Genomic DNA, 4,103 nt, shown 5'->3' with positions numbered 1-4,103 from the left:
CGCAACGGGTGGAAATCTAGTGGCCAGCCCTATTTTAAATACTGTGGGAACGGTTACTTACTATGCTCAAGCTTCTAATGGAACCTGCTCCAGTTTGACCAGAACCGCTGTTACTTTAACGATAAATGCTGCGCCAAATGCTCCGACTTCTGGAGGTAACCAAACCGTTTGTGAGGCTTCACCTATTCAAACTCTAACAGCTACCGCAACGGGCGGAACTATTTCTTGGTATGATGCCACAACGGGTGGAAATCTAGTGGCCAGCCCTATTTTAAATACTGTGGGAACGGTTACTTACTATGCTCAAGCTTCTAATGGAACCTGCTCCAGTTTGACCAGAACCGCTGTTACTTTAACGATAAATGCTGCGTCAAATGCTCCGACTTCTGGCGGTAACCAAACCGTTTGTCAAGCATCATCTATTCAAACTCTAACGGCTACAGCAACGGGTGGAACTATTACTTGGTATAATGCNNNAGGTAACCAAACCGTTTGTCAAGCATCATCTATTCAAACTCTAACGGCTACAGCAACGGGTGGAACTATTACTTGGTATAATGCCGCATCGGGTGGAAATCTAGTGGTCAGTCCTATTTTAAATACTGTGGGAACGGTTACTTACTATGCTCAAGCTTTTAATGGAACCTGCTCCAGTTTGATCAGAACCGCTGTTACTTTAACGATAAATCCTGCGTCAAATGCTCCGACTTCTGGTGGTAACCAAACCGTTTGTCAAGCATCATCTATTCAAACTCTAACGGCTACAGCAACGGGTGGAACTATTACTTGGTATAATGCCGCATCGGGTGGAAATCTAGTGGCCAGCCCTACTTTAAATACTGTGGGAACGGTTACTTACTATGCTCAAGCTTCTAATGGAACCTGTTCTAGTTTGACCAGAACCGCTGTTACTTTAACGATAAATCCTGCGCCAAATGCTCCAACTTCTGGAGGTAACCAAACCGTTTGTCAAGCATCACCTATTCAAACTCTAACTTCTACAGCAACGGGTGGAACTATTACTTGGTATAATGCCGCAACGGGTGGAAATCTAGTGGTCAGTCCTACTTTAAATACCGTAGGAACGGTTACTTACTATGCTCAGACTGTAAACAATACTACTTCCTGCATCAGTTTAACTCGTACTGCCGTTACGTTGACAATAAACGAATGCTCAATAGCTATTGTGAAAACCAATGACATTACAGTTGGACCAAATGGATGCGCTATTCTAAAAGTAGGTGATGTGGTTACCTATACCTTTACCGTGACTAATCCCGGTAATGTAAGTTTGCATAATATAGCTGTTCTCGACCCCCATACTGGTTTATCTGCTATTACTCTACAAAGTGGTGATGTAAATAATAACAGTATATTAGAAGTTACCGAAACTTGGATTTATAAAGCAACCTATACCGTAACTCAAGCCGATATTGATGCAGGGAATATAACCAATCAAGCTTCCGTTAATGGGACTGCGCCAGATAACACAGTAAAAACTGACCAATCAGGTAATTCACCAACCAATAATAATCCAAATGTAATTCCTATTTGTACTGACCCTAAAATTGCCTTAGTGAAAACCAATGACATTACAGTTGGACCAAATGGGTGTGCCATTCTAGTGGTAGGCGATGTGGTAACCTATACCTTTACCGTGACTAATCCCGGTAATGTAAGTTTACATACTATAACTGTTCTCGATCCTCATATTGGACTATCTGCTATTGCGCTCCAAAGCGGTGATAGTAATAACAATAGTATATTAGAAGTTACCGAAACTTGGATTTATAAAGCAACATATACCGTAACTCAAACCGATATAGATACTGGTACTATTACCAATCAAGCTTCAGTTAGTGGCATTGCACCTAATAATACAACAATAGTAACTGACCAATCAGGTAATTCACCAACCAATAATGATCCCAATGTAATCACTATTTGTACTGACCCTAAAATTGCTTTGGTAAAAACCAATGACATTACAGTTGGACCAAATGGATGTGCTACTCTAAAAGTTGGCGATGTGGTAACCTATACCTTTACCGTGACTAATCCCGGTAATGTAAGTTTACATGATGTAGCTGTTGAAGACCTTCATGTTGGCTTATCTGCTATTGCGCTCCAAAGCGGTGATAGTAATAACAATAGTATATTAGAAGTTACCGAAACTTGGATTTATAAAGCAACATATACCGTAACTCAAACTGATATAGATACTGGTACTATTACCAATCAAGCTTCAGTTAGTGGCATTGCACCTAATAATACAACAATAGTAACTGACCAATCAGGTAATTCACCAACCAATAATGATCCCAATGTAATCACTATTTGTACTGACCCTAAAATTGCTTTGGTAAAAACCAATGACATTACAGTTGGACCAAATGGATGTGCTACTCTAAAAGTTGGCGATGTGGTAACCTATACCTTTACCGTGACTAATCCTGGTAATGTAAGTTTACACGATGTGGCTGTTGAAGACCTTCATACTGGCTTATCTGCTATTGCGCTGCAAAGCGGTGATAGTAATAACAATAGTATATTAGAAGTTACCGAAACTTGGATTTATAAAGCAACCTATACCGTAACTCAAACCGATATAGATACGGGTACTATTATCAATCATGCTTCCGTTAGTGGTTTTGCACCTAATGCGACAATACCAACTACTGACCAATCAGGTAATTCACCAACCAATAATGATCCTGACGTGATTCCTATTTGTACTAAAGCAGATATAGCTATTACCAAAGATGGTACTTATCAAGATACTAACAATGATGGCATTACTAATGTGGGAGATGTGGTTTCGTACAACTTCGTGATTACTAATATTGGAAACGTAACACTTACCAACGTAACCGTAACAGACATCAATGCAGTGATTGCCAATAAATCTATCCCAACACTTATTGTTGGAGCTACTGATTCAACTACATTCTCTGGGTACCACACCATCACTCAAGCAGACATCAATAAAGGGTATGTTTACAATTTGGCAACTGCTAATGCTAAAGATCCTAAAGGCGAAACTGTAACGCACACTTCTACCGATCCTACGCCTTGTACCACTTGTCCTATTGACCCTGAATGTCCTGATTGTACAATCACTCCGCTTGCAAAATCTCTTATAAAAGCCATAAGCGACACCTTTAGCGTTACACAATGTTCTATTGTAGAAGGGATTCGAAACGCTTTAAGTAATGATCTATTAAATGGTACAGTTGCCAATAACAGTGATTTTAAATTTAAATTGTTAACCGCACTCGGACAATACATCACAATAGATGGCCAAGGGAACATTTCATTCATAAAAGGAGTAGCCGCAGGACAGTACACTTTCGATTATCAAGTTTGTGAGGCCGTTAATCCAACAAATTGTGATATGGCAACTATTACAATCAATGTGATAGGTATTGATACGGTTACTATTACAGTTCCAAGTATTAAATATCCTTGTAATGCAGATTCAACTCCAGTAGATTTATTTAGTTTTCTACCCGAAGGAACTCCAACTGATGGAACATGGATTGACACTGACAATACAAAGGCCTTAAACGGAAACATACTCACAGCTTTAGGGTTATCTATTAGCAACACCTATCATTTTGAGTACAAAATTGCAGGAGATTGTCCAAGAAGTATACTCTTAGAATTAGGCGTTAACGATCTTTGCAAAGTGCTTCCTTGTAAAACTATAATAGTTCATAATGCTTTCTCAGCAAATGAAGACGGAAGAAATGATTACTTCCAAATTGAAAACTTAGAAGAAAATGATTGTTACAAAAATATTAGAGTCGAAGTTTTCAACCGTTGGGGCGTTTTAGTATTCGAAAAAGATAACTATAATAATACTAGTAATGCTTTTAGAGGACGATCAGAAGGAAGAACCACTATTAATAAAAATGAAGGCTTACCAACTGGAACCTATTTCTATATAGTAAGCTACGATACTACTGATGATCTTGGTAAAACGCAAAGTATTAAAAAAGATGGTTATCTCTATTTAGTCAAATGAAATTTGCTCAAAAAAATACTCTGAGCAATCGTAATACTCAGAGTATTTTTTAACTATCTTTAATACAAATACTACA

General features: G+C 38.5%; 1 protein-coding gene (running past one end of the window). It reads left to right on the top strand.

Going from position 1 to position 4,103, the window contains the following annotated elements:
* Window positions 1-4,027 carry the 3' portion of a gliding motility-associated C-terminal domain-containing protein gene (locus FNW52_RS20170; RefSeq protein WP_143379270.1) on the top strand. The gene continues 1,619 nt to the left of window position 1, outside the view, so only the last 4,027 of its 5,646 coding nucleotides appear in the window; its start codon lies off the left edge, out of view; the stop codon is at window positions 4,025-4,027.
* The last annotated feature ends 76 nt before the right edge of the window (window positions 4,028-4,103 follow it).

It is taken from the genome of Flavobacterium sp. ZT3R18 (assembly GCF_007097385.1).
Taxonomy (GTDB): Bacteria; Bacteroidota; Bacteroidia; order Flavobacteriales; family Flavobacteriaceae; genus Flavobacterium.
Note: the sequence above shows the minus strand (reverse complement) of the source record. Positions and strands in the feature narration are given on the sequence as shown.